At 63.7% G+C, this 22166-nt stretch carries 20 protein-coding genes and 1 pseudogene; 6 read left to right on the plus strand and 15 right to left on the minus strand.

Annotated elements, in window-relative coordinates; genetic code table 11:
- Positions 1-20 precede the first annotated feature (20 nt).
- Positions 21-422, plus strand: coding sequence for a hypothetical protein (locus tag O6X71_RS05440; protein WP_353464822.1), 402 nt, complete (start codon positions 21-23; stop codon positions 420-422).
- A 213-nt stretch (positions 423-635) separates the two neighbouring features.
- On the opposite strand, the gene O6X71_RS05445 is transcribed toward O6X71_RS05440, so the two are convergent.
- On the minus strand, positions 636-1064 hold the full coding sequence (locus O6X71_RS05445; protein WP_353464823.1) for an FAD-dependent oxidoreductase: 429 nt from the start codon (positions 1062-1064) through the stop codon (positions 636-638).
- Positions 1065-1404: 340 nt separating this feature from the next.
- Between O6X71_RS05445 and O6X71_RS05450 the strand changes: the two genes are divergently transcribed.
- Positions 1405-2394 (plus strand): amidohydrolase family protein, encoded by a 990-nt coding sequence (locus O6X71_RS05450; RefSeq protein WP_353464825.1) that lies wholly within the window; start codon positions 1405-1407, stop codon positions 2392-2394.
- Between the two features lie 20 nt (positions 2395-2414).
- Positions 2415-3836, plus strand: a complete 1422-nt coding sequence (locus O6X71_RS05455) for a M20/M25/M40 family metallo-hydrolase (protein WP_353464826.1) — start codon at positions 2415-2417, stop codon at positions 3834-3836.
- A gap of 3 nt (positions 3837-3839) precedes the next feature.
- Here O6X71_RS05455 and O6X71_RS05460 read toward each other — a convergent pair whose 3' ends face one another.
- Positions 3840-4010, minus strand: a complete 171-nt coding sequence (locus tag O6X71_RS05460; protein WP_353465076.1) for a DUF4880 domain-containing protein — start codon at positions 4008-4010, stop codon at positions 3840-3842.
- A gap of 17 nt (positions 4011-4027) precedes the next feature.
- Positions 4028-4234, minus strand: a pseudogene (locus O6X71_RS05465) (sigma factor-like helix-turn-helix DNA-binding protein); the annotation flags it as partial.
- A gap of 264 nt (positions 4235-4498) precedes the next feature.
- Between O6X71_RS05465 and O6X71_RS05470 the strand changes: the two are divergent.
- Entirely contained in the window at positions 4499-6589 is a 2091-nt protein-coding gene (locus O6X71_RS05470) for an epoxide hydrolase family protein (protein WP_353464827.1), read from the plus strand.
- A gap of 205 nt (positions 6590-6794) precedes the next feature.
- Here O6X71_RS05470 and O6X71_RS05475 read toward each other — a convergent pair whose 3' ends face one another.
- The 10 genes from O6X71_RS05475 to O6X71_RS05520 form a co-directional block, all read right to left on the minus strand.
- Positions 6795-7100 (minus strand): cytochrome o ubiquinol oxidase subunit IV, encoded by a 306-nt coding sequence (locus O6X71_RS05475; protein ID WP_353464828.1) that lies wholly within the window; start codon positions 7098-7100, stop codon positions 6795-6797.
- Positions 7097-7723 (minus strand): cytochrome c oxidase subunit 3, encoded by a 627-nt coding sequence (locus tag O6X71_RS05480; RefSeq protein ID WP_353464829.1) that lies wholly within the window; start codon positions 7721-7723, stop codon positions 7097-7099. Before O6X71_RS05480 ends, O6X71_RS05475 begins: the two co-directional genes overlap by 4 nt.
- Entirely contained in the window at positions 7720-9819 is a 2100-nt protein-coding gene (locus tag O6X71_RS05485; RefSeq protein ID WP_353464830.1) for a cbb3-type cytochrome c oxidase subunit I, read from the minus strand. Before O6X71_RS05485 ends, O6X71_RS05480 begins: the two co-directional genes overlap by 4 nt.
- On the minus strand, positions 9816-10712 hold the full coding sequence (locus O6X71_RS05490) for a cytochrome ubiquinol oxidase subunit II (protein ID WP_353464831.1): 897 nt from the start codon (positions 10710-10712) through the stop codon (positions 9816-9818). The genes O6X71_RS05485 and O6X71_RS05490 overlap by 4 nt, the downstream gene beginning before the upstream one ends.
- Positions 10713-10839: 127 nt before the next feature.
- On the minus strand, positions 10840-11169 hold the full coding sequence (locus tag O6X71_RS05495; RefSeq protein WP_353464832.1) for a hypothetical protein: 330 nt from the start codon (positions 11167-11169) through the stop codon (positions 10840-10842).
- Positions 11170-11337: 168 nt separating this feature from the next.
- A complete protein-coding gene (locus O6X71_RS05500; RefSeq protein WP_353464833.1) occupies positions 11338-11679 on the minus strand; it encodes a hypothetical protein in 342 nt (113 codons plus the stop codon).
- Between the two features lie 307 nt (positions 11680-11986).
- Positions 11987-14539, minus strand: coding sequence for a DNA ligase D (gene ligD, locus O6X71_RS05505; protein WP_353464834.1), 2553 nt, complete (start codon positions 14537-14539; stop codon positions 11987-11989).
- Positions 14536-14712, minus strand: coding sequence for a hypothetical protein (locus O6X71_RS05510; RefSeq protein ID WP_353464835.1), 177 nt, complete (start codon positions 14710-14712; stop codon positions 14536-14538). Before O6X71_RS05510 ends, ligD begins: the two co-directional genes overlap by 4 nt.
- On the minus strand, positions 14712-15143 hold the full coding sequence (locus O6X71_RS05515; protein WP_353464836.1) for a DUF1810 family protein: 432 nt from the start codon (positions 15141-15143) through the stop codon (positions 14712-14714). Before O6X71_RS05515 ends, O6X71_RS05510 begins: the two co-directional genes overlap by 1 nt.
- A gap of 42 nt (positions 15144-15185) precedes the next feature.
- The gene (locus O6X71_RS05520) at positions 15186-15467 is read right to left on the minus strand and encodes a GNAT family N-acetyltransferase (protein WP_353464837.1); all 282 of its coding nucleotides are present in this window, start codon (positions 15465-15467) and stop codon (positions 15186-15188) included.
- Between the two features lie 261 nt (positions 15468-15728).
- On the opposite strand from O6X71_RS05520, the gene O6X71_RS05525 reads away from it, so the two are divergent.
- Entirely contained in the window at positions 15729-17705 is a 1977-nt protein-coding gene (locus O6X71_RS05525) for a ferritin-like domain-containing protein (RefSeq protein ID WP_353464838.1), read from the plus strand.
- Positions 17706-17778: 73 nt separating this feature from the next.
- Here the strand turns inward: O6X71_RS05525 and O6X71_RS05530 are convergent, their stop codons facing one another.
- Positions 17779-18414 carry a response regulator transcription factor gene (locus O6X71_RS05530; RefSeq protein WP_353464839.1) on the minus strand — a complete coding sequence of 212 codons (636 nt, stop codon included), beginning with the start codon at positions 18412-18414 and terminating at the stop codon, positions 17779-17781.
- Positions 18411-21482 carry a sensor histidine kinase gene (locus tag O6X71_RS05535; RefSeq protein WP_353464840.1) on the minus strand — a complete coding sequence of 1024 codons (3072 nt, stop codon included), beginning with the start codon at positions 21480-21482 and terminating at the stop codon, positions 18411-18413. The genes O6X71_RS05530 and O6X71_RS05535 overlap by 4 nt, the downstream gene beginning before the upstream one ends.
- A 287-nt stretch (positions 21483-21769) precedes the next feature.
- On the opposite strand from O6X71_RS05535, the gene O6X71_RS05540 reads away from it, so the two are divergent.
- On the plus strand, positions 21770-22132 hold the full coding sequence (locus O6X71_RS05540) for a hypothetical protein (protein ID WP_353464841.1): 363 nt from the start codon (positions 21770-21772) through the stop codon (positions 22130-22132).
- The last annotated feature ends 34 nt before the right edge of the window (positions 22133-22166 follow it).

The following is a 22166-nucleotide window of genomic DNA, read 5'->3' on the forward strand; positions in this document are numbered from 1 at the left end:
AGCGGCGTCGCGCGGCATTGATGCTGACGGGCATCGGATTGACGTTATCGGTGCTGTGCGGATGGTTGCTGGTAAGTTCGATAAGGGCATCATTCGCCGCGTGGCGGTCGGGTGCGGCGGAAGTGCGGATTTCGGGGGGCGACGTCGGCATGTTGACGTTGATGCCAATCCTCGTGGCGTTGACGATATGGGGAACGCTGGCGGTGTTCCGCAACGACGACGCCGTGACGCGAATCGGCAACGTGATCGCTGTGGTGGCAATGATCGCTGTGCCGGTCGCGTTGGGTGGATCGTGGATATTTCAGAACTGGGCGGCGCAGCGGCTTGCGGCAGAGGGCTATGTACAATGCCGAACAGAGCGGGTCGGCCGCTTTCCATCGATAACCCTGTGCGCACGCAAGGCGCCGCCAGCGCGGACCTAACCGCTTCTCAAGTTCGGCGCGGCAACGCGCGGGGCACAACATGCCCATCCTGTATGGGGCGTAGCTAGACAAATGCTCGTCGGTATATCGGCTTGGGACCCCGGCATCCGCGCTCGACTGTGCGTGGCAACGCTGTTTGACCACCGTTGCCACGCACAGTGTGAATCGGACCACTTCGAAGCCGAGCCGGTAGTTGATTTCGGTACAGATACATCAGTCGACGGTCGTGGTCGCGCGCTGCCCGTCGGTGACGACGTCGATGGTGGCCCCCTCGCCACTCTGCCGGATGCGCTGCACCTCGGTCGAAAAGCGGATCATGCCGTCGGGCAGGTGACGCGCGATCGCTTTCGGGATCTGCTCCATGCCCTGAACCGGCTGGAACATCGTACGCTGCTGTTCCCAGTCGGACACGCTGTGCAGCAGCCGACCGATGCCGCTGTCGAACACGTCGGTGAGCTTGTACGGGATCGATGGTTTGCCCGGGCCCGGACTGATGCCCGCGCCGGGCTCGACCAGGAAGCCCCAACCGGGGGTGCCGGTATATGCGAGGTCCTTCTTCGACAGATAGCCGAAGCTCACCAGGAACTCGATGAACTGCTCCGCGCCCAGATTATGTCCGCGCCAAACATCACTATGACTCACTGGCGCCCCGCCGTGCGCTCGGCATCGTCAAACCCGCCGTCTCGCCCGACGGTGCCCGGATCGCCTATGTCGCGCTCGGCGACGTTTGTCTCCAGTCCGTAAGGGGCGGCAAACCCGGGAACCTGACGAAAGATGCTTCGCTCGAAGCCGATGTCGCTTGGTCGCCCGACGGGAGCAACCTCGTCTACACCTCGGACAGTAACGGCGGCCTGCCGCAGCTCTATATCCGTGATCTAAAGACCAGCACCGAACGCCAGTTCACACATCTCGACACGCAGCCGCTCGACGCCGCTTGGTCGCCCGATGGCAAGTCGATCGCCTTTATCGACGTCGACGGCATGTGGGGCGTCGCTGGCGTCTGCATCGCCGACGTCGCGACCGGCAACGTCACGCGGCTGCAATCCTCGCTCGGCCAGCCCGGATCGCCGGCATCGAGGACCGCGAGGCGAACGACGCCGGCATCCGTATCGGCCCGCGTATCTACACCAACGGCCCGCTGCTCGAATGGCAGCGCGTCTATTACAAGATGGGCGTCGCGGTCGCCGGTCCCGCGCATCTCGAACGCGAACTCGAACGCGGCCGCCTGCTTAAATACGATCTGGTGAAGAGCTATGTCCGCATGCCGGACCTGTATCAGCGCCGCATCGTCGAGGCCGCACACGCGATGGGCGTTCCCGTGACGGGTCACGAGATTTTTCCCGCCGCGTACACGGGGGTCGACGCGACCGAGCATCTCGGCGCCACCAGCCGCCGCGGCTATTCACCCAAGCAAGGGCCGCAGGGCCGGGCGTACGAGGATGTCGTGCAGCTGTTCGGTCAGAGCCAGCGCTACCTGACGCCGACCAATTTCGGTGCGCTGATCCGTTACCTCGACAAGAATCAGGCCTACCGCACCGATCCACGGCTGGCGCTATACCCGCAATGGGCGCAGAAATCGGTGCTCAGCGATACGCAGGGGATGGCCGCGCTGGTGCGACCGCTGGTGCAGGGAAGCCTCGACGCGCTCAAGGCGATGTACGACGCCGGCACGAAGATTACCGCCGGCACCGACACCACGATCGCGATCAACCTGCACGCCGAGATCGCGTCCTATGTCGAGGCGGGCCTAACCCCGTTCCAGGCGCTGCAAGCCGCGACCAAGACCTCGGCCGAGGAATTGAACCTGGACGCGGGCACGCTTGAGGTCGGCAAACTCGCCGACATCACGCTGCTGGCGGGCGATCCGCGCGAGAATATCGCCAACACCTTCAACGTTAAGACGGTGATCGCCAACGGACGCGCCTATACGGTCGAACAGTTGATTGCGATGGCCGGCAAACCTTCCAGCTGACGGTAGACGAGGACCCGATGATGACCCGCATGATCCGCACGCTTGCCGCCGTCGCCAGTGCCGCCGCCGCACTGGCGAGTACCGCCCCCGCCCACGCGGCGCCCGACCCCGGAGAGGCGCAGTACCGCGTCATCTTCAAGGAAATGGTCGAGACCGACACTAGCGTAGAGAGCGGCAGTTGTACCGCGCTGACCGAGAAGATCGCCGCTCGCATGAAGGCAGCGGGCTACCCCGAGGCCAATCTCCATCTGTTCGTACCCGAGGGCAGTCCCAAGGCCGGTGCGCTGGTCGCGGTCTATCCCGGGCGCGATCCGACACTGAAGGCGGTGCTGCTGCTCGGGCATATCGACGTCGTGAATGCACGCCGCGCCGACTGGACGCGCGATCCCTACACGCTGATCGAGGAAGGCGGCTATTTCTACGCGCGCGGCACCGCGGACATGAAGGCGCAGGACGCGATCTATGTCGACAGCCTGCTGCGCTATCACGCGGCGAAGTACAAACCCCTGCGCACGATCAAGATGGCGCTGACCTGCGGCGAGGAGGGTGGGTTCCTCAACGGCGCACGCTGGCTGGTCGACAACCAGCGCGACCCGATCGACGCAGCATTCGCGCTCAACGAAGGCGGCTATGGCGAAACCGACGCGCAGGGCAATCGCACCAACCAGAATATCCAGGCCGCGCAGAAGGTCGTGATGGGTTTCACCTTCGCGACCATCAACGCCGGCGGGCACTCGTCGGTACCGCGCCCGGACAACGCGATCTACAGCCTCGCGCGCGCTCTCGACAAACTCAGCCGCTACGAGTTCCCGGTTCAGTTCATTGAGGCCAATCGAGGCTATTTTACCAAGATGGCGAAGATCGTCGGCGGCGAAAACGGCGCGGCGATGGCGACCATCGTCGCGCATCCCGACGATGTGCAGGCGAACGCGATCCTCAACAGGTCTCCAATCTGGCATTCAATGCTGCGCACCACCTGCGTTGCGACGACGATGACGGCAGGTCATGCCGCCAATGCCCTGCCGCAAAATGCCAGTGCGATGGTGAACTGCCGCGTGATCCCCGGCGTCGCGCCTGCGGACATCCTCGCGACGTTGATCAAGGTGGTCGACGATCCGGACGTCACCGTCACGCCGGGGCGGACGTCCTATTCGCCCTCGGCCCCTGCCCCGTTGACGCCCCGGATGATGGCTCCCCTGCAGGCCATGTCGCAGAAAATCTGGCCGGGGGTGCCGGTCGTACCCAACATGGCGACAGGCGCAACCGATGCGGTGACGCTGAACGCCGCGGGCATCCCCACTTACGGCGTGACCGGGCTGTTTCGCGATCCGGACGGAAACGGCGCGCACGGCCTTAACGAGCGGATACGCATCCGCTCCGTCCTGGAGGGGCGCCGCTTCCTCCACGGCCTGATCGAGGCCTATGCGGACCAGAAGGACTGACGCTCAGTCGTCGGCCGACGCCACCGCTTGCTCCGGTGCCGGCGGATAGACGGCTTTCAGCCGCTCCGCCTGTTCCCACGCCGCCTCGGCCGCGGCAAAGGCGACTGCGTGTTGGGGGCTTTCCTCGACCCAGCGATAGATCGCATCGCGCTGTTCGGCGCTGGGCTCACCGATCCTTCGCTAAAATGCTTCTCGATAGCGGAAACGGACAGACCCATTTCTTCCGCTATCTCAGCCAATGTTTTGCCGTAGACGCGGCGCGCTATGGACATTTTACGGCATTGGACCGGCAACGTCTCCAATAACGCCTGCAGTCGGCGGACTTCGTCTCTTGCATCGAGCTGAGCTCTAGACTGTATCCTGAGCCGCGTATGTCCTCCATTATGCCCCCCCGGTATAACCGATAGCCTCTCCCAAAGCCCCTTTGTGACAAGAGTGTCATGGTGCGCGTTTTACAGGAGGTTTAAGGTGATCAAAACTTGTTGGTTTGGACAACCGTCCAGATTGCTGCCCCCTTCCAGACGTTCAAACCGCCGTACCCGCTTCCCAAAAGCAGCCGTTCGTTCATCTCGCTTCGAAGCCCCTTTCGGCGACCTTCGCGCGTTCGACGTGAGGCTTTCAATCGGGGAAGCAAGATTTACCCCCATCGGTAGGATCGACACATGGCAGAACCCTTCTTCATAGCGGTACCCGACGACCGGCTCGCCGCCATTCGCGCCAAGGTCGAGGCGTTCGACTGGAGCCGTATGCCGGACGCGGGGGGCTGGCAGTCAGGCGTCGGCCTCGCCGATCTCAAGCGGCTCGTCGACTATTGGCTGGCGGACTACGACTGGCGCGCGCAGGAGCGGCGGCTCAATATGCTGCCGCAGTTTACGGCCGACGTGCAGGGGCAGAGCCTCCATTTCATTCATGCGCGCGGCGATGGCTCACGTCCCCCGCTGCTCCTGCTACACGGCTGGCCGGGGTCGTTCCTCGAATTCGAGGCGCTGATCGCGCCGCTCGTCGCCGATGGTCACGACGTCGTTGTTCCCTCGCTCCCCGGCTACGCGTTTTCGGGCCGCCCCGTGTCTCCGATCGGACCGAAGCAGACCGCAGAACTCATGCACGGCCTGATGGTCGAGCTGTTCGGCACGCAACGCTATCTCGTGCAGGGTGGCGACTGGGGTTCTGCGATCGGTGGCTGGATGGCGCACGCGCATCCCGATCCGATCGCCGGACTCCATCTGAACATGGTGCTGCTCCAGGCCAAAGACGCGGTGCCGAAAAAGCCCGACGAGGTCGCCTGGGCCGCGAAGCGCGCCAAGCTCGCCAAGGAAGAAACCGGCTATTCGCAAGAGCAGGGCACGCGCCCACAGACGCTCGGCGTGGCGATGTCCGATAGCCCGGTCGGCGTTGCGGCGTGGATCCTGGAGAAGTTCGGCGCATGGGCCGACGTGCCGCGCGACGCGCACGGCCGCCCCGACCTTTGGCAGGCGTTCGACGAGGACCTGCTCCTCACCAACATCATGCTGTATCTGGTCGAGGGATCGTTCGTGACATCGACCTGGATATACCGTGGCCGCGTGTTGGAGGGTTCGGGCACTTTTCCTGCGGGAACGCGGATTACCGTACCGACCGGTGTCGCGGTCTTCCCCGACCCGGTCTTCCCGCCGCCGCCGCGCTCGCAGGCGCTGAAGACCTACGACATCGTCCAGTGGACCGAGATGCCTGCGGGCGGCCACTTCGCCGCGCTGGAGCAACCCGAATTGCTGCTCGCCGACATGCGCCGTTTCTTCGCGTCCAGATCGGTTTCCGATGACACCCCGAAACGCTCGATCGCACTTCGCTCGGCTGGGATCATCGCTGCGACGCTGGCAGCAGCCGCGGTCTACACTCGCGTGGCGACCAGGCGGATCGAGCAGGACGTGCCCGCGGACGGTCGTTTCATCACCGTCGCGGGTGCACGGATCCACTATGTCGATCGCGGTGCGGGACCGCCGATCGTCCTGATCCACGGGCTGGGCGCGCAGCTCCGAAACTTCTCCTACGGCGTCGCCGATGCGCTCGCCGACAAGTACCGTGTCATCTTGGTTGACCGGCCCGGCTCGGGCTATTCGGTGCCGACCCGCGAACAGCCCGGTATCCTGGGCCAGTCGGCGATCATCGCAAGCCTCATCGACAGGCTCGCGCTCGACCGCCCGCCGCTGCTCGTCGGTCATTCGCTGGGCGGTGCGGTCGCCCTCGGCGTGGCCACGCACCATCCCGGCTCGGTCGCCGGCCTCGCGCTGCTGGCGCCGATGACGCAGCCCCCCAAGACGATGCCCGCATCGGTGGCAAACGCAATCGAAGGCAATTCCGGCGGGCGGGCGTTCTTCGCCAATCTGCTTGGCACGCCGATCAGCCGTGCGGCGTATGACCTGCGCTGGGGCAAAATCTTCGCGCCCGATGCGGTCCCAACCGATTTCGCCACGTGGGGCGGCGGCGGGCTTGGCGATCGCCCGGTTTCGGTCAATGCTGCGCTGGTCGAACTGGCTAGCGCAGACGTCGACCTTGCCGCAATTGTCAGCCGCTATCCTGAACTGACGATTCTGGTCGCGCTGCTGTATGGCCGTGACGACCAAGTGATTGCCCCCTCGATCGATGGCGAGCAGGCAGTAGCGGAAATTTCAGGCGCGACGCTGGAGATGACCGACGGAGGTCATATGCTCCCGGTCGCGCATCCACAGGCAAGCGCCGCCTTCGTCCATAAATGCGCCGAACGCATTTTGCAGTAGTACCGAGGGCAGTCAGGGACGGCGGCGACGTTCAGCGCTTCGGCGCCCACCGTACGCCGTCCCAAACACGAGGTGCCCCGCAATCGGACCTTTAGTGGGCGCTACAAGCTTCCCAAATTCGGCTATTCGTTCATGTTCGAGTTTCGTATTGGTTCAGCCTCACTCGCCTCCACGGAGATAGTAATGGTCAGGCTTCAGGTCTCCCTCACCCCATCATCCGCCCGCGCAGGTTGAACAGGATCACCAACGTTCCCGACACCATCAGCGCGATGATCAACGTCGAGAAGAGGATCAGTTGCAGGTCGTGCCGCGACGACCGCTTGAGGCTGATGTGGAGGAAACAGCGGAACTGCACCGCCATCTGCACGAGGCCCAGCGCCAGCACGCCGCCGAAGATCGCGCGCGCACCGAACGACGGCCAGCGGACCATCGCGAAGGCCGTCACCGTCAGCACGAGCGACAGGCCATAGCCGATCGCATAGGTTCTGAGTCCGCGGGTCCGGTCGCTCATCCGATGTTCCCTTGCAGATAGACGACCGAGAAGATCGCGATCCAGACGATGTCGAGCAGGTGCCAGAACAGCCCCAGCCGCAACAGGTTGATCCTTACCCGCGCATCGAGGCCGTACGTGCCGACCTGGGCGACCATCACGACCAGCCAGAAGCACGCGACCGCGACGTGCAGCCCGTGCAGCCCGACCAGCGCGAAGAACGACGACAGGAAGCCACTGCGCATCGGATAGGCGCCGTGCGAGAACATCGTCGCGAAATCGTTCACTTCGAGCGCGAGGAAGACGAGGCCGAGGCCCAGCGTCGCACCGAGCCAGCCGAACAGCACGCGGCGCGGTTCGTCGTACTTCATCGCGATCGTCGCGCGGCCGAACGTCGCGCTGCTCGTCAGCAACAGCAACGTCTCGACGAACGCGGGCAGCAGCTTGAACTCCGAGGCGGGGGTCGGGCCGCCGACGGTGCTCGCGATCATCGTGCCGTAGGTCGCGAACAGCAGCGCGAAGATCACCGCGTCGCTCATCAGGAATATCCAGAAGCCGAAGATCGCATTCTCCGCCTGGTCCTGCGTCAGCGCACCGGTGTCGCCGAGGTTGAGGCCGGCATGCGCCAGTTCGGGTTCGCTCACGCCACGATCTCCGCAAGGCCACGATTGACCGCGGCGGTCTCCAGTTGTCGCGGAATCGCAGGCGTCGCCCGGACGCGCGTGAGCCATGCCTCATGCTCACGCGCGACCTCCCCGGCCGGTATCGTGCGATGCTGGTCGCGACCGAAGCTACGCAGCACGACCGCCGCGACGATCACCTGCAGCGCGACGATGGTCAGCCCCCAGATCTCCCAGATCAGGCCGAACGCCGCCACAGCAGCAGCAAGCCCGATCACGACGCTGGTTGCGCTGCCGCGCGGCACGACGATGTCCTCGTAAGCCGGTGGTGAGGCGTAGGGATCGGGCTGGCCCTCGTCATGCTTGTGATCGTAGAACGGGTTGCGTCCGTCGATCAGTGGCAGGACCGCAAAGTTGTATTCGGGCGGCGGTGCGCTGACCGACCATTCGAGCCCGCGGCCATCCCACGGGTCGCCCGCTTCCACGCGTGTCTCGGCACGGTCGCGGATGCTCACCCACAACTGGATACCAAGCGACGTCAGTGCCGCCAGCAGGACGAACGCGCCGACGCCGGCGACGTACAGCCAGGGCCGGAACGACGGTTCGAAGATCGCCTGCGTCCGCCGCGCCATCCCGCTCGCGCCAAGCACGTACAGCGGGAAGAAGGCGAGGTAGAAGCCGACCACCCAACAGGTGAACGCGATCCGCCCCCAGCGCTCGTCGAGGCGGAACCCGAACGCCTTGGGAAACCAGTAATGATAGCCCGCGAGCATCCCGTACAGCAGCCCCGGGATCAGCATATTGTGGAAATGCGCGACCAGGAACAGCGTGTTGTGGACGAGGTAATCGAGCGGCGGCATCGCCAGGATGATGCCGGTGAAGCCGCCCAGCACGAACGTCATCATGAACGCGATCGCGTAGAGCATCGGCACGGTAAAGCGCACCTCGCCGCGAAACATCGTCCAGATCCAGTCGTAGATCTTGACGCCCGTCGGCACGCCGATCGTCATCGTCGCGATCCCGAACGCCGCATTGACGTTGGCCGACTGCCCCATCGTGAAGAAATGATGGACCCACACGGTGAAGCTCAGCACCGCGATCGCCATCGTCGCGATCACCAGCGAGGTGTAGCCGTACAGATCCTTGGTCGAGAAGGTCGACACGACCTCCGAATACACCCCGAACGCGGGCAGGATCAGGATGTAGACCTCGGGATGACCGAACAGCCAGAACATGTTGGCATAGTTCATCATGTTGCCACCAAGGTCGTTGGTGAAGAAATGGAACCCCAAATAGCGGTCGAGCGCGAGCAGCAGCGTGGCGACGGTCAGCGGCGGCATCGCGAAGATCATCAGGATCGACGTGCACAGGCTGGTCCACGAAAACATCTGCATCCGCATGAACCGCATCCCCGGCGCGCGCAGCTTGTAGACGGTGCAGGCGATGTTGATCCCCGCCATCGTCGAGCCGATCGACCCCAATGTCACCGCCCAGATCCAGTAGTCGACCCCGACGCCCGGACTGAACGCGCGCTCGGTATAAGGCGGATAGCCGCTCCATCCGCCGGTCGAGAATTCGCCGACCACCAGCGACGCCATCATCAGCCCCGCCGCGCCGATCGTCAGCCACAGCGCGATCGAATTGGCCCAGGGAAACGCCATGTCGCGCGCGCCGATCTGGAGCGGCAGGACATAGTTGATCATCCCCGTCAGGAACGGCATCGCCATGAAGAAGATCATGATCGAGCCATGCGTCGAGAATAGCTGGCCGAAATGGTCGGGCGACAGGAAGCCGGGGTTCTCGATCGCCACCGCCTGCTGCATTCGCATCAGCACCGCCTCGACCAGCGCGCGCGACAGCATCCCGAACGCGACGACGATATACATGATGCCGATCTTCTTGTGGTCGAGGCTGGTCAGCCACTCGGTCCAGAGATAGCGCCACTTGCCATAACGCGTCAGCAGCGCGGCGACGACGACCGCGCCGACCACCACCAGCGCGCCCGCGAACGCGCCGATGATCTCGCTGATCGTCGGGTTTTCCCATGCGCGCACGAACGGCAGGTCCTGCCAGCCGAACCGGCCAAGCACCGCTGGCCAGAGGGGAACGGAAACGGTCATCGAACGGCTTTCGGAGAAGAATGGGTCATGCCGCCGGTCGCGGCGACGACGTGCTCGAACAGGTTCGGCGTAACATGCGCGAACTCGATGGGGTGCGTGATGATCGACCGCGCGAACAGCCGCCGCCACGTCTGTGCATCGAGCGTACGCTTGCCGCTTCGTGCAGCCGCCACCCAGCGATCATAGTCCGCCGGCGACACGGCAACGACGTCGAACTTCTGCTGCTGGAACCCGGCGCCGTTATACTGCGTGTTCTCGCTGCGGAACCGCCCCGGCCGGTGCGCCTGGATGTTCAGCTCGGTTGTCATCCCGCCCATCGCATAGATCTGCCCGGCGAGTTGCGGGATCAGCATCGACTGCATCACCGTGCCGCTGGTCAGCTTGATATGCACCGGGCGCCCAGCGGGAATGGTCAGCCGATCGACCGACGCGACGCCGAGGTCGGGATAGACGAACACCCATTTCCAATCGAGCGCGATCGCCTGCACCTCGACCGGCGCCGCGCCTGGCAACCGCCGATACGGATCGTCGATCTGCGTCCAATGCCACAGCAGCACAGCCAGCCCGATGACGATCCCGGCAGGCGGGATCCAGATCAGCCCTTCCACCCACCACGAGAAATTCCACTTCGGCCGGTATGCGTCGCTCCGGTTGGACAGCCGGTAATGCCAGGCGAACAGCGGCGTCAGCAGCAGCACTGGTCCGGCAACGAACAAGAGCACGATCGATACGGTGATGAACAGGTCGCGCTCGTGCCCCGCGACCAGCCCCTGCGGGTTGAAGAACCCGTGCGACAGCGCCGTACAGCTCCCGAGGCTCATCAGGATCGAGAGCGGCGCCAACCGCGATAGACTCCACTTCAATCGAACGAACACCTGGCCCCCTTGTCGCACCGCCCGCCATCCTTAGCGGCGGATGCACCGACGTCTTTAACTTGCCGACCATCGTCCGCCGAAATAGCGGTGGATGGTCGCCCCCTCTAGCTACATGAAAACCTACGCGACTTGCTCGCTTTCGTCGTCACGTACGCGGCAACGCATAGGCCAGCGTGTAGTCGCCATACCGCGTTCCGAGCGCACCGTGCCCACCCGCGATGATCACAACATATTGCCGCCCGTCCGCGCCCCGGTACGTAATTGGCATGGCCTGCGCCCCGGCCGGAAGCCGTGCCTTCCAGACGACCTTGCCGGTCCTCAGGTCTAACGTGCGCAGATACTGGTCGGTGGTCGCGACGATAAAGGCGATCCCGCCGGCGGTGACGATCGATCCACCGAGGTTCGGCACGCCGGTCTTGATCGGCACGCCTAGATGCGATCCGAACAGGCCGGTATCGCGCGCCGTACCGAGCACCTCGCGCCACAGGATCGTCTTCGTCTTCAGATCGACCGCGATCAGATGCCGCCAGGGCGGCGCGTTGCACGGTACGTCGAAGATACCGATCCACGCCTGGACGACCGGCGACGTACGGCGTGTTATACTGCGCCTGCCGCGTGTTCTCGCCGCCCTGCTTCTGTGCCATCAGCGGGCCGCGACGCGCGGATCGTTGCGGCGCATCAGCCACAGCTTGAACGGCATCTCCATCGTGTTGACGGTCATGATGCCGCGCACCGGATCGACCGCCGCGCCGCCCCAGTCCGTCCCGCCGTCGAACACGGGATGGCCGATGATCGGCGTCAGGCCGATCCGCTGGGAGATCCCCGCCCCCTGCGAGCGGCGAATGTCGATCCGGCATGGCAACTGGTCGATCGGCGTCGCGCCCCAGGTTGCCTTTTCGCTTGGCGCGGGTGGGGTGAAAGACGGTATCCCTACCGAGAAAGGTTGCGTCGGCGATACCGTGACGCCGGGCGTGGCACCGTACATTTGCGTGTCAGACAGCGGACGAAGCCCAGGCCGCTGTCGTGCCAACTCGTGGCGTCCACCTCGTCGACGCCGACCGCCGTTATCGCTGTGCAGGCGAGAAGTAGCGCGACGCTGGTGGTAGGGCAGAGTCCCTCTCGCGATCGATCTACGTGGTGAGCATGCCTCGATACTGTCGCTATGTGCTGGAGCGGAAACGCAAAAAGCCTCCGCGGGAGATCCCTTGGAGGTGTTGCAAATTAGGTTGGTTGCGGGGACAGGATTTGACCGCTGTAGAACTCGATTTTGCCTGACGAGAAGCGCCATCGTGTCACCCGCCACGGTGGTTTAGTAGACGACTTAACAGAGCTATTTTCCGAGATTTTTGGGGAACGTCTTGTGGCCCAAACGCTTCAAAATCCCGAAGTTGTAAGGACGTGAAAATGGCCGCGCGTTTCAACAGCGCACCCGCATCGCCGATATGCCAGCCCGATGCGCGGTCGAGTTTTCCGAGCTCTTTCCACGTGATGGGTACGGCGACGGGCGCGCCCTCGCGAGCACGAGCACTGTACGGCATAACTGCCGTCGCCCCGCGCTGATTGCGCAGATAGTCGATGAAGATGCGCCCTGTTCGCTTGGCCTTGGCGAGGGCTGCGGTAAATCGATCAGGTTCGGACTGGGCCAGGACAAGCGCCAAGCGGTGCGCGAAATCCTTCACAGCCGGCCACTCGGCTTTCGGTGTCAGCGGCGCGATGACGTGGACACCCTTTCCGCCCGTCACCATTGGAAAGGTCTCAAGGCCCATCTGGGCCAGCACGTCGCGGACATGAAGGGCCGCGGAAATGACATCCTCGAAATCGAGGCCTTCATCGGGATCGAGATCGAACACCAGCCGGTCGGCCTTCTCGACGTCTTCGATCCGCGCACCCCAGCCGTGGAACTCGATCGTACCCATTTGGACGCAGGTGACGAGACCCTCGGCATCATCAACGAACAGATAGGGTTCGTCATGTCCGTCCTTCTCGGCGATCCCGACATGGTGGACATGATCGCCGAAGCTGCCGGCGTCATGCTTTTGAAAGAAGCACTTCTTCCCCCTGCCCTGCGGACACCGGACTAGGCTTATCGGCCGACTCCCGCACCAGGGCAGCATGATGCCCGAGACAGCCTGGTAATAGTCGGCGAGCTGGCCTTTGGTAATTGCGGACTCGGGAAAGATCACCCGTTCCCGGTTCGTCACCCGGACGACGGACGGCTCGGGTGCCTCGAGCTTGGCAACGGGCGCAGGCTTCTCGACGACGACCGCTTCGGGTTTCTTGGCCTGACGCAAACCCAGATAGCTGGAGTGGCGCAACACCCCGTCGCTCGTCACTTCCATGAACGCCACTTCGGCCACCAGCTGCGGCTTGATCCAGCGTGCGCCGCGTACGGCTGCGCGGGGTGCGGTGACGGTCGGCTTCGTGACGGCCAGCGGCGTCATCAGATTCATCAGCTTGTCGATCTCCTCGCCCGTATACCCTGTTCCGACCTTGCCGGCATAGCGGAGATGACCGTCCTCGTTGACGCCCAAGAGGAGCGACTTGAACCCTCGCTGCTTGTCGGACGGCAACCAGCCGACGATGACGAACTCCTGTCTCTGGATACACTTCGTCTTCAGCCAGCTGCCGGACCGCGAGCCAACATAGCGCGCGTCCGCGCGCTTCGAAATGACGCCTTCGAGACCTTCGGCGCAAAATGTGTCGAACAGATCGTCGCCGCGGCCAGCGATATGATCCGAGTAGCGGATTCGGTCAGTGCCACCCCCGAGCAGGGTCGCAAGCTTCGCCTTGCGCTCCGATAGCGGTAGTCCGGTCAGATCCTCACCGTCGAGCGCCAGCAGGTCAAACGCGTAATACAGGATCGCGTCCGGGTCTCCTTTGAGCGCAGCTTGCAACGCCTGGAAGTTAGTCTTGCCGTCGGCATCGACGATCACTGCCTCACCATCGATGAGAGCAGACGACGCATTCAGATCTGCAGCGTCAGCGACAATGCCGGCGAACTTGTCCGTCCAGTCCAACCCGGATCGCGTATAGGCCCGTCCCGTCCCCCCACCGACCGCCACCAGCGTTCGATACCCGTCATATTTCATTTCGTGCAGCCAGGCGTTGCCAGCGGGCACATGATCGACAAGCGTCGCGAGCTGGACAGGTTGGAATGGCGGGGGTGATCCTGCCTTCTTACGGTTTGTCGCTCGAGATTTTGCAGCTTTCGTCGCAGACTTTGCGGCAGGCGTCGCCGGCGCACCTGACTTGCCTTGCTTGCCTGCGGCGATCTCTTCCATAGTCAGGCCGCTGACGACGCCGGTGAGGTATGTTCCGACAAAGTCTTCCGATCCGCCGATCTCGTCGTCGGTGACCTTGCGCAGGATCCAGTTCTCGCCTTTTTCCTTCCCGCGGGGCTTTAATCTGAAGAGCATCCATTCGCCTTTGAGGCGGTCCCCATGCAGGAAGAAGTGGAGATGTCCCTCAGGCAGCGTCTTGCTCGGGTCCTTGCCAGCGAGCGGCTCCCAAGTTCCTGTGTCCCACAGCATCATCGTCCCGCCGCCATATTCCGACTTGGGGATCGTGCCCTCGAACGTGGCGTACTCGATCGGATGATCCTCCGTGCGGACTGCGAGCCGTTTGTCGTCGGGATTGATGCTGGGTCCTCGCGTGACGGCCCAGCTTTTGAGAACGTCGTCGAGTTCGAGCCGCAAGTCATAGTGTAGCCGAGACGCGGCATGCTTTTGCACGACGAAGCGGTTGCCCCCTGCTTTGGCGATTTTACCCTCAGGTTCGGCGGTTTTGGCGAAATCCCGCTTTTCCCGGTATTTCGCCAGTGGATCGCTGGAGGAGGAACCGGTCATGACGCTATGCCCAATTCAGCAGGGCGAAGCTCATGCTCCAGCTGATCCATGGTACACGCCTCAGGTGCCTTATCGGGACGCCAGCGCAGGATGCGCGTACCGTGCCGGAACCGGTTCCCGGTCACCTGATCGTACAGGACTTCGACGACGAGTTCTGGCCGCAACCATCGCATTATGCCGTCAAATCGAGGCGAGCCAGCGTCTCCTCGTCCGCCAGATTATCGAACCAGATGTCAAGCATCTCCCGCAGCGCCGACTCATTCGACGCTTCGGCGAACAGCGTCAGCGACGAATGGAGCTTCTTCCCATCCGTCGCGCTGAACACGCTCGAAATTTCAAGGTCTGCCAGCCAGGACAGGGCGCGGACGCACTCGCGGTAGCGATTTCCCAGGATTGGGTAAGCCAGATACGCCCGCGCCTCGTCCAAGGAACGGATGCCAAAACGGTCACGTGCGGACACATCGAGCTCGTCATCCAGCCGCGGAAAGATGAAGTCGATGTATGGCGAGCACATCATGCCTCTACGCAGGACGTCCAGCGCATCGATGTAGACGGGGTCCTGTGCAGCGACGAAACGCTGCAGATTGTATTCATCGTTGATCACTGCTGAAATCCTCTCGATTAACAGCGTTTTCCAGCGCTGATTTCAGCCGGCGACGACATCGGCATATTCGGGGTGGCGCGCAAAGAACGTCACCATGAAAGGGCAGCGTAGGATCGCCTTACGCCCGGAGGCCCGGATCAGATCGAACGTCCCCCGCGCCAGGCGGGAAGCAACTCCCTGACCGGCGTACTCCGATGGCACCTCCGTGTGGATGAGCACCAGGTTGTCGCCTTCAACTCGGTAGTAGGCGGCGGCGACGGCATCTTCGCCGATCGGCAGTTCGAACCGCCTTTGCACGGCGTTCTCGACCACATCTCCCACCATTGCTGTATCCCTTGGTTCCCAATATCGGCGTGCAGGACACTACTAGGCTCGCGGCCCAAAGGCTCCAGACCCAAGAGCAGACGATTCGGATGTACCGTCGGCTATCGCAGGCCGCTGGGCGCCGCTTACCCGGGACCTCCCCAGACCTTGGTATAGCGGGAACGATCGGTCTCGGTCCTTAAGCCTACGCGGCGGGACGGCTATGCCGTGGCTCAGAACAATGAGCGCGCTACGTGCGGCTTCACGATGGAATCGATACCTATGGACGGAACAGCTGACGTCGGAGCGGCCATCGGTCGCGAGAAGCTGATGCATTCGCTCTACGAGGCGGCTGAGCTCGAGCACAACCTGATGTGCACCTACCTCTACGCCGCCTTCAGCCTGAAGGACGGCTCCGAGGAGGAGTTGAGCGAACGCGAGGCCGACGCGGTGCGACGCTGGCGACGTGCCATCATCGACGTCGCCATCGAGGAGATGGGTCACCTCGTCGCGGTGTGGAACATCACTGCGGCGCTCGGCGGCTCGCCTCGCTTCGGCCGAACGAACTTTCCCCTTGATGCTGGGTATCTCCCAGCGGGCGTCGTCGTAAAGCTCGCGCCCTTCAGCGAGTCCGTTCTCCAGCACTTCGTGCATCTCGAGAGGCCTCACGGCTCTACCGAGCCGGACGGTGCCGGCTTCGCCCCCGAACTGAACGCGACCCGGACACCGCGCCCTCTGCTTCTGACTCCGGCGGCCTTTGACTACGAGACGGTCGGCATATTCTACGAAACCATGGGTGCGAACTTGAGGGCGATGGTCGAAAGCCACGGCGAGAGCGAGACCTTTTGCGGCGCCCCCGCCCTTCAGCTGTCGACCACCGAAGTCGATCTCGGTGGCGCGAAGGTCGTTACAGACCTGAGTTCGGCACTAGCCGCATTCGACGCGATCATCGTCGAAGGAGAAGGTGCCCCAACCGAGACGGCGGACTCCCACTACCAGCGCTTCGTGCGGATCCGTGAGGAGTTCACCGAGATGCGGACGGCAAACCCTAACTTCGCGCCTGCCTTCCCCAGCGCGCACAATCCGGTTCTCCGCAAGCCGCCCCGCCCCGAAGGCCGTGTGTGGATAGAGGAACCGGAAGCGGTCGCCGTCGTCGATCTGGCCAACGCGACGTACGGCCTCACGCTGCGTCTGCTCGCGGCCTCGTACGTTCTGCCAAGCCCCAGCCCTGAGAAGACCCTCTACGTCGACGTGGCCATAAGTCTCATGCGAGCGCTGACGCCGTTGGCGGAACACGCAGCACGACTGCCGGCGGGGCCTTCGAATCCCGACTGCAACGCCGGGGTCTCGTTCACTGCGCTGCGAGAGGCCGCTGCCCTCACCCCGGGTTCATCCGCCCGCCGTTTCTACGTGGAGCGGCTTGCGGAGATAGCAGCCGTGGCCGACGCGATGGCCGACAGGGCTCCCCGCATCGGCAAAGCGGCCCGCGTACTGCAGTCACTGCACGAGCGCCTGCGAGATGCCCCGGATCCGGTCGCGGCCGCTCACGTGGCCGAAGCGAATGCACCCCAGATGTCAAAGGCGCAATCGAGTCTGGCGCCGCCCCCACCCGCATCGCGAACTCCCGACGGAGTGGATGTCGTGGAAGGAAGGGAGATCGAGATCTCCTACGATGGTAAACGCTGCATACACGCTCGGTTCTGCGTCACGGGCGCGCCGCGAACGTTCCTCGCAAACGTCGATGGTCCATGGATTTTTCCGGACGCCACGGATTACGAGGACCTCTCTGCGATCGTCCGCAACTGTCCGTCAGGCGCGCTGCATTATCGCCGGAAGGACGGACACGACGAGAAGGCTCCCCCGGTGAACCTCATCGCGCTGCGCGAGGACGGACCGTACGCCGCCCGCGCCGAGCTCGTGCTGGACGGAAGTCCTGCCGGGTTCCGCGCCACGCTTTGCCGATGCGGCGCCTCGAAGAACAAGCCGTTCTGTGACAAGTCGCACAAGTACGTCGGCTTCAAGGCGACCGGCGAACCCGAGACGCGCAAGACGCCGCTTCTGACGACGCGCGACGGTCCGCTCGACATCAGGCCCGAGCTGGACGGCCCGCTCGGGATAAGAGGAAACCTGGAGATCGTGAGCGGTACCGGGCGAACGGTTGCCTGCCTTCAGAGCGCTCGCCTCTGCCGGTGCGGCGGCAGCGCGACAAAGCCCTTCTGCGACAGCACGCACAAGGCGATCGGCTTCAAATCCGGCTAACGGCCGTAGCCGCGGGCTGTCCGCCCCTCAGGTCCGTACGCTTACCTGCCATCGCATGGCGGCCAGCACCTGCTTAGATGTCAATGAAGCCGCGTTTCGCCGCGACTATGACGGCGTGGGTCCGATCGCGTGCGCCAAGCTTTGCGAAGATGCTTCGAAGATGTGCCTTCACCGTATCTTCCGAAATCTTCAACAGCCATCCGATCTCCTTGTTCGGCCGGCCTGCCGCGACGTGGCTGAGCACGCCGATCTCGCGGTCGCTCAGTGCCTCGCCGGCGGCATGAAACGTGATCTCCTGGGCAATCTCGGCAGGCACGTGGCGGCGGCCTGCGTGGATGGCACGAACCGTATCCAGTAGTTCCTTCCTGACGACGCTCTTGAGCAGATAGCCGGTTGCTCCAGCCTTCAGCGCGCGCAAAGCCTGCGCATCTCCAGCGTAGGTTGTTAGCACCATGATCTTGGCCGCCGGAGCCTCCTTCCGGATTGCGATGATCGCGTCGACGCCGTTCATGCGGGGCATCTGGAGATCCATCAGCACCACGTCGGGACGGGAAGTCCGGAACTTCTCGAGCGCCTCCGCTCCGTTGGCGGCCTCGGCGACGAGGCACATGTCGCTCTGTCCATCGATCATGGCGGCGATGCCGGCCCTGAGCACAGGGTGATCATCCGCGATCATCACGCGGATCTGAGCGCTTCCTACGGTTGTCATGATGATCGTCGACCCATGCCTAGGAAGCGCCGTACCGCAAGTCGCCATCCACCGCGACCGCGAACTACATACGCCACGCGGCCGGGTATCCTGACGAGCACTTCGGTGCCGATGTCGATGCGGCTCGCGATGGTGAGCTCCCCATCGATCTGCGCCGCGCGTTCACGCATGCCTACCAGTCCGAAATGACCTTGCCGCCCACCGTCCCGTATGATCTCCGGATCTATGCCGTCGCCGTCGTCGCGGATCCCCATCAGCAACGCCGACCCGTGATAGGATACGACGACCTCTATCAGACTCGCCTTCGAATGCCGGAACGCGTTGATCAGCGCCTCGTCGCCGATCCTTCGGAGCTCTTCGCGTACGACGGGATCCAGTTCGCGCCGGCTTCCCTCGATGACCATCTCGAACTCCGTAGGTTCGGCCGATTTCAATCGTGCGGCGGTCTCCGCAAGCATGGCGGGCAGATCATCACTTCCCGAGCTTCGGAGCTGGAGGACGCTTTCGCGCCCATCGCTCAGCACCTCGTCAGCGCTGTCGAGTGCCTGATCGATCAGTTTTTTCGCCGGCTCGTTCTGAGGGATGGCGTTGGCTACCGATTGGAACTTGAGAACCAGACCCTGGAATCCCTGAAGAAGTGTGTCGTGGAGATCTCGTGCGATACGCTCGCGTTCCGCGAGCCGTGCGGACTGTCGCCGTCGCATCCTCGCGGTGACGTGGTGCATCCGGGCCGAGTAGAGTGCCCAGAGCAGGCATGCCGCGCCTACGCCGCAGAGCGCAAGAAACCAGTTCGACTGCATGAAGGTCGGGGGTATGACGAAAGAGAGCGTAGCGCCGCTGCGGTTCCAGACGCCGTCATTGTTCGCAGCGACGACGCGGAACCGGTATCTGCCGGGTGAGAGGTTCGTATAGGACGCCTGCCGTTGGCCCCCTCCATCGATCCAGTTGGAGTCGACCCCCACTAGCATGTATCGGAACCGGACGCGTTTCGGCGTCGTCAGACTGAGACCGTCGTAGTCGATCTCGATTCGCGACACTCCCGCAGGAAGGACGAGCCCATCGAATGCCGCCAGCCGCCGGCTTCCGACGCGAACTCCCGTTATTACGACCGGAGGGGGTACCGCGTTATGCGGCAGCCTTGCCGGGTCGGCCCAGGCAAAGCCGTTGTTAGTGGCTACCCACACGCGTCCGGCCAAGTCCTCCGCCAACGTCGATAAGCTGAAGTACGGTCCGACACCCGGGAGTCCGTCGTCCGCGTCGAACGTCCGGACGGGAAGATCCGCCGTACGATCTTCGAACGCGCGGTCCAGATCGGCCGTCGACATGCGCAGGACCCCGGAGGCGTTCTGAAGCCATGTTTCACCTCTGCGGGTCTGAACACCACCGGAGAGATGGGACAGAAACGGGAACCGCGTGCTGGAGAGTACCCGTATCCCCTTGCCGTCGTAGCGCGCGAGGCCGGCAGGGCCGCCCATGAGAAGGTAGCGCGGCCCCTGGTACATGAACTCCACGAATTCGATGGCGACATCTCGCCTCTCCCATAGGCGTTCGACAACGGTCCCCTCCGTCCTCCACAGCGATCCACGCCCTACGTAGGCCAGGATGCCCCCGCCGCCGGCGGCGATGATCTCGTTCGGTATCCTTCCAGCCTCCGAACCCAGCCGGACTGCACCCTGCCCGCGCTCGGTGAGATATCCAAAGTCGTTGCGCCCGGCTTGCAGGACCCAGAGCCGCCCGGACGCGTCCTCGGCGCAACCACCTACGAGGCCGCGACCGCGAGAACCTGTTATCGGAATATGCCTGACCGCGGGATTGCCAACGAGCACCAACTCCCGGTCCGCTCGACGAATCCATACGCCGCCCCCGCCGCTGGAACAGGGCACATCGTCGGCTTCGACGGTGTGGGGCATGCGCACCGGACCTGCGCGACCATGAACCCGGAAGAGGCCGGAGCCCATTCTCAGGTAGACGTCCTGCAGGCCATCCTGGATCACCATCGTACCCGCCCACCGAGTGGTGGCCGGAAGTCCGCCCTTCCCGAACGTTCCGAAGCTGGCCGGCGCAAACTGCTCAAGACCGGACTCGCTGCCGACCCAGAGGTTTCCTTCCCTGTCGAACATCGCCGTAGACGGCATGAGCTGTCCCGAGCGCTCCTTCAGGAAACCGTCGGATGACGCCATGGCGGGGTCAGCTCCGCCGGACGCCGCGGACACGACGTAGCGCCCCACGCCGTTCGCCCGGCTGATACCCCAGAGGGATCCGTCGCCGTCCCAGGCGACGTTGCGTTCGCCCGGCGTGGCGGCGGTAGCCATTGCAACGGGCCCTATCCGCCCATCGGCCCCTGCAACTGGAGACGAGATCGAGTGGATACCCTTGGGCGAAACGAGCCAGATCTTGCCGGATGGGCCATGCGCGAGATGTCCGCCCGCGGTTTCGGGGTTCTGTACGCTTCGTAACCGGTCGCTCCGCTCGTCCAAGTAGAATGGGCGGGTCCCCAAGGTCATCCATAGCACCCCTGAGCCGTCGAGCATGGCCGAGCTGAAACGCTCCGCAGAGAGGACCTGGTTACGCGCGAACGTTCGCCAACGGCCAGCTCGGAAACGCGAGATGATAGGCGCGTTCGGCCCTTCCGCGATCGTCCAGATTGCACCGTCGCGGTCCCGGAAGATCCGTCGAACGGTACTTCCCATCGCATCGCTCGCGACCGCCGTATGGCGATCGCTCCGCAAGACCGAGAGACCTCCCCAGTCATGTCCCACGAGGACGGCACCGGAAGGGGTCACCGCCAGTGCGCCGATTGCTTCGGATTGGCGGCGGGCGCCCACCGAACGCGGCATGCGCTGAAAGATGATGCCGTTGAAGCGGTAGAGGCCGGTCGCCGACCCGATCCACAAATACCCGTCGGGCGTCTGTGCGATCGCTTGGACTGCGCCAGGTGCGCCCTCGCGCGCCGTCCAGTTTATCTGTCGCAGGCTCGAAGCGTCCTGGGCGATCGCCACGGCGCTCAAGCCGCCGCAGACGACGAGCAAGATGTAGCGCCAAAGGTGTCGAACGGAGATCGCGATCATCAACCTCCCCATCGCCGCGGCAAGCATGATGGCACCCGACCCTGCCTTAACGTTACGCTCTCCCCGAGGCAAAACATACCTGTAAGCGACGCCCCGATCGGCTCCTAGGCTGCGCACCTCCAAGCATTGCTGACGCTTGATGCCGACTCGTCCGAGTATCGCTGCCCCAGCAGGTTTCCCCTGCGTATCATAAACCCGTGGAACCACTTCGAGATGGCTCGAAAGAGCTATCGCAAACTAACTCTTTCGATGTTTGCGAACACCAACGTGCCGAATAGTGTTCCAGTATGCGCAGACACCGTTTCCTGCTGTTCCCCGCTGGCGCTCCAGGAGCCGGACTGCTTCTTCTGCGGCTTTCGGTGACGATCTTCCTAGCCACCTACCCAGCGGGCAGGTTCGCCAAGGACGACTGGCAACCCTTCGCCTTCTATCTCCTGGCGTTCGCCATAGGAACGGGGCTTCGCACACGTTCCGCCGCTACCATCGCCATGATACTTGCGGTGGTGGCGCTCGCTGCGGGCGGCCCAGATCTGAACGGCGCCTTCATCGCCCATGCGATCGACGCGCTCGTGCTTGCCATGGTCGGGCCAGGCGCGTTCTCGCTCGACGCCCGGCTCTTCGGCAGAATGACCGTCCGCCTGCCAGACTAGGACACTAACCCGAGTGGCACTCATACCCTCCACC

It is taken from the genome of Sphingomonas faeni (assembly GCF_040407505.1).
GTDB lineage: Bacteria > Pseudomonadota > Alphaproteobacteria > Sphingomonadales > Sphingomonadaceae > Sphingomonas > Sphingomonas faeni_E.